Source organism: uncultured Senegalimassilia sp., from assembly GCF_934632265.1.
GTDB lineage: Bacteria > Actinomycetota > Coriobacteriia > Coriobacteriales > Eggerthellaceae > Senegalimassilia.
In genome coordinates this window covers 1-3,420 of sequence record NZ_CAKTYH010000162.1, presented here as the reverse complement: position 1 = coordinate 3,420, position 3,420 = coordinate 1, and the positions used below count along the sequence as shown (strand labels likewise).

Annotated in this window: 4 protein-coding genes; 3 read left to right on the top strand and 1 reads right to left on the bottom strand. The window is 67.2% G+C overall.

The annotated features are described in order from the left end of the window. On the top strand, positions 1 to 380 hold a 380-nt coding region (nrfD, locus tag Q0H50_RS08960; RefSeq protein WP_294421584.1), incomplete at its 5' end, for an NrfD/PsrC family molybdoenzyme membrane anchor subunit. An 88-nt stretch (positions 381 to 468) separates the two neighbouring features. After that, positions 469 to 1,119 carry a molecular chaperone gene (locus Q0H50_RS08955; protein WP_294421583.1) on the top strand — a complete coding sequence of 217 codons (651 nt, stop codon included), beginning with the start codon at positions 469 to 471 and terminating at the stop codon, positions 1,117 to 1,119. Between the two features lie 423 nt (positions 1,120 to 1,542). Here the strand turns inward: Q0H50_RS08955 and Q0H50_RS08950 are convergent, their stop codons facing one another. Beyond that, positions 1,543 to 2,511, bottom strand: coding sequence for an MBL fold metallo-hydrolase (locus Q0H50_RS08950; RefSeq protein WP_294421582.1), 969 nt, complete (start codon positions 2,509 to 2,511; stop codon positions 1,543 to 1,545). 598 nt (positions 2,512 to 3,109) lie between these two features. Here Q0H50_RS08950 and Q0H50_RS08945 point away from each other — a divergent pair. Beyond that, positions 3,110 to 3,420 (top strand): 3-hydroxyisobutyrate dehydrogenase (locus tag Q0H50_RS08945; RefSeq protein ID WP_294421581.1); only part of this gene is annotated, 311 nt, incomplete at its 3' end.

Here is a 3,420-nt window from a genome sequence, read left to right as displayed (position 1 = left end):
TCATGACCTCGGGCGCGACCGCACCGTTTTTCTGGTTCGAGATCCTGGGCGGCCTGCTGATCCCGTTCGTGCTGCTGGCGTCCGCTAAGCGCCGCGAGCGCACGGGCGTGGTGGTTGCTGCCAGCGCCCTGGTGATGTGCGGCGTGTTCTGCAAGCGCGTGTGGCTGCTGTTCACCAGCTTCACGGTCACGAACGTGTACGGCGCGCCGGGCATCTCGTCCGGGTCGACCGCGGCACGCGGTGCCGACGGGTTCGACATGTGGGCGCTTGCCGGGTCGTACACGCCCCAGCCGGTCGAGTTCGCCGTGGTGGCGGCGGTGGTGAGCTTCTGCATCCTGGGCATCGCGCTTCTGTCGAAGAAGCTGGTTGCGAAGGCGTAAGGCCGTGTTACGCGGCGCCCCATCCCGGGGCGCCGCGGGCGGTGCTTCTTGATGGCGTAACGGGTCGTTTGGTTTGAAAGGACGGGAAATGCGTTCGATGTCGTGCGAGGAGTGGACGGTCGCGTCCCAGCTGTATGCGTTCTTGGGCAATAGCCTGCTGTCGCCGATGAGCCGCACAGAATCGGTCGGCTTGGATCCGGCGTTCTGGCGCGACCTGGGCGGCCTGCTCGATGGCGCGTTGGCCGATCCAGCCGAGTCGTTGGCGTCTTGGGCCGAGCGCGCGTCTGCCGACGCCGCCCGCTCCGAGGTGGTGCAGCGCGTATCCGTCGAGTTCACGAAGCTGTTTGTCGGCCCTCCGAAGCCGGCGGCCGCGCCTTGGGAGTCCGCCAACGGTGCCGTTGAGTCGCATGTCGGCTTCGGCGAGGCGACGTTCGCCATGCGGGAGCGGCTGCGCGCCCTCGGCCTGGAGCTATGCAACGAGAACAACCAGTACGAGGACCATGTGGGAATCGAGTTGCTGTACCTGTCCGAGCTTTGCCGCCGGGCATCGGAAGAACCCTCCGGCGCCGTCGCCTGCGATGCGGCCGTGCCGGATGGGGAGGAGATTGCGTCGTTCGTTCGCGAGCATCCGCTTGTCTGGGTTGCCCGCCTCCGCGAGAAGGTGGCGGCGTCGCAGCCGGAGGGCTATTTCGTTCGCTTGCTCGACTTTGCGTTGGCGCTGCTCAGGTGGCAGGCGTGATCGATCGGCCTGCGGCGGGCGTTCCTGTTCCAGGGGCTTGCGGCGTGTGAAGCAGGGACTGCCGGTTAGGAGGTGCGCTCTTCGGGGCGCACCTCCTTTTGCGTTTTAGCGGGCGGTGGTGAGGCGCGGGAGCGGCTCGTGCCTTGCTTCGGGCGGTTTGCGTCGCCCTCCGGGAGCGTCGGGCCCGTCGGGCGGCTGGACGCTTCGGGGACGTAGCACTAGGTGTCCGAATCGAGTAGGTGCGAGGAGGCGACACCGAAGGGCCTGGCGGGATGCTTAACAAAAGGCGTGCGTGGCCAGCCCCTTTCGTTAGATGCTCGACGATAAGAGCCCGCGGTTAACGCTTGGTTTCGACATTTCGCATCCGGGGAATCCGGACAGTTGGTGCTACGTCCCCGAGGTGTCCGGCCCGTCGGGCGGGCGTTAGCGGGCGGTGGTGAGGCGGGCTTGGTAGCCGCAGAGGGTTTCCGCGTAGCAGCCGGCTTCGCCGAGAGCTGCCTCGAGCGTGCGCCTGGCAAGGCTGTAGTCGTTGTTGTTCTGCGACACGTGCATGGCCACCACCGTTTGCGGCAGGCGCAGGCCCGCTGCGCGCGATTCGGCTACCAGCGTGCCGAGCTCGGCGGCCGCCTGCCCGTTGGAAAGGTGTCCGTTGTTCGACGCGATACGCTGCTTGATGATGTACGGGTAGGGCCCGGCGGCCAGCATCTTCGGGTCGTGGTTGCTCTCGAGCGACAGGATGCGCACGTAGCGCAGCGCCGCGTGCGCCTGCGCCGTGACGATGCCGGAGTCCGTCAGGTAGCCCACGGCGTCGCCGTCGGCGGCGTCCTCGATGCGGAAGCCGAACGATGCGGCGGCATCATGGCTGGTGGCGAAGGGGATGATGCGCATACCCGCGGCCTCGACGGCCCCGGGTTCCGCCGTGCACAGCGCTGCCGAACCCTGCCCGGCGGGGGTGGCGTGCGCCGCCGAATCCTGCCCCGCGGGGGCACCTGCCGCATGCGGGGTCGCGCTCTGGCGGGCGGCGTTCGCCATATCCTGGCTGCCTGCCTGGGCGCAAGCCGCCGTCAGCTCGCGGACGTCGAATGCTTCGGCCACCTTCGCCAGCGCGCTGCTGTTCGCCGTGCATGCGCCCGCCGCGAACACCGGCGGCACGTTGCCTACCTTCGCCAGCCCGCGTAGCACCACGCCGAGGCCCTTCACGTGGTCGCCGTGCTCGTGCGTCACGAACATGGCCTGGATGCGGCCGGGGTCGAAGCCGGCCTCGTCGCAGCGTTTGAGGAAGTCGCGCTTGCAGATGCCGCAGTCGATCAGCACGCCGGCGCCGGTGGCGGTGTTCTCGATCACCGCGGCGTTTCCCGAGCTTCCGCTGGCCAATACGTGCAATGCGAGCATTCCGATCCTCCGTGATCCGCTATCCAATCAAAACGTTCCCCATACTAGCAGCATCTCACGGCGCGCGTCGGCAGCACCTGCAAAGGGCAGGCAATCCCCTTGCGCGCTCGCTTGAGAATATGCGAGGGTCTCGCAGCTCTGAACTGCGGGGTTCTCGCTGCCCATGCGAATCCCGTGCCTAGGCCTGCGCAGACGGCGAAGCGCTTGCGCGGCGCTGCGGCTCGAGTATGCCAGCTGCTTGGAAAAGCGCGGGCCGTGCGTGAACAGAGGGACGGAGGTGTGTTCGCGATACGTTGTCGAAAGCGCGAGGATCGACCTTGAACACACCTCCGTCCCCCTGTTCACGTCCCCTGTTCGCATTTCGCGCGCGGGTTCGGGAGACGTTGCGTGCCGATGGCGGGATGCGATGCTGCGATGCGGTCGCGCACCCGCGCTTTTCGTTAGAAGCCAAGTGAGGGAAGCGCGGGTCGTTCTTCCCTCGGCGCGAACTATGTCGGAAAGATGGTGCGCGTTTGTCGCCGCTCGCCTTCCGTCGAGGGGGTCGGCATGCGCGCACTAAGATAGGAAGCGTAACAACGTTGAAGAAAGGGGTTGCCTTATGGAGAAGGAACTGTTCGATTACGTGGCCGAGCGCGCCGACGTCTTGGCGACGAGCGATGCGAGCACGCAGGTCACCAAAGATGCTGCCGAGGCGTGGAAGGCCGCCGTCGCGGCGGACGCCGGCGACGAGGCGGTCAAGGCTGCCACTGACAAGCTGCTCGACGTGCTCGAGGGTCGCCCCACGACCATCGACGGCGTGATCGCGTTCGCCGAGGGCCCCGCCAAGCAGCTCATGGGCGAAGAGGCCTCCGCGGCGATGCTCGCCGAGCAGCTCAAGCGCAAGGAGGCCGGCGCGAAGTACTGCAGCTG